This is a genomic window from Enterobacter cloacae complex sp. 2024EL-00227, assembly GCF_043945315.1.
In the GTDB taxonomy this organism is placed as follows: domain Bacteria; phylum Pseudomonadota; class Gammaproteobacteria; order Enterobacterales; family Enterobacteriaceae; genus Enterobacter; species Enterobacter roggenkampii.
In genome coordinates this window covers 1-751 of sequence record NZ_JBIMQP010000074.1, presented here as the reverse complement: position 1 = coordinate 751, position 751 = coordinate 1, and the positions used below count along the sequence as shown (strand labels likewise).

Genomic DNA, 751 nt, shown 5'->3' with positions numbered 1-751 from the left:
CTCAGCCAGTTACTGCTGAAATTACAACAGCATTATCACTATCTTGTTGAGCAGATTAAAGATCTGGAATCTCAGTTGAAACGAAAGTTGGACGAAGATGAGGTTGGACAGCGCTTGCTGAGTATTCCCTGCGTTGGAACGCTGACTGCCAGTACTATTTCAACTGAGATTGGCGACGGGAAGCAGTACGCCAGCAGCCGTGACTTTGCGGCGGCAACAGGGCTGGTACCCCGACAGTACAGCACGGGAGGTCGGACGACATTGTTAGGGATTAGCAAGCGGGGCAACAAAAAGATCCGAACTTTGTTGGTTCAGTGTGCCAGGGTATTCATACAAAAACTGGAACACCAGTCTGGCAAGTTGGCCGACTGGGTCAGGGAGTTGTTGTGTCGGAAAAGCAACTTTGTCGTCACCTGTGCTCTGGCAAACAAGCTGGCCAGAATAGCCTGGGCACTGACGGCGCGACAGCAAACTTACGAAGCATAAAGGCAGAAATACACCAGTTTAAACAATCATTCATCTGGTTTTGCGAATACTGATATTGATGATACTAACGGCCCACCGGCCTGTTGAGGAACCTGTAAAACGGAAAGGCTCATTGAAGCCGTATATTTTCTGGAGGTTCATCAGGCGCGGAACTCATCGAGGCGCGGGAATAAAATCCCATTCAGACGCCGGATAGATTCAAGCAAGCCAACTTGTCGTCAAAATCGGTGTTGCAAAAACGGGAGTGACCATAGATTCCGTTTTC

General features: G+C 49.0%; 1 pseudogene. It reads left to right on the top strand.

The features are described 5' to 3' along the window. Positions 1 to 486 (top strand): annotated as a pseudogene (locus ACHH0Z_RS25615) (IS110-like element IS5075 family transposase); the annotation flags it as partial. Positions 487 to 751: the final 265 nt, after the last annotated feature.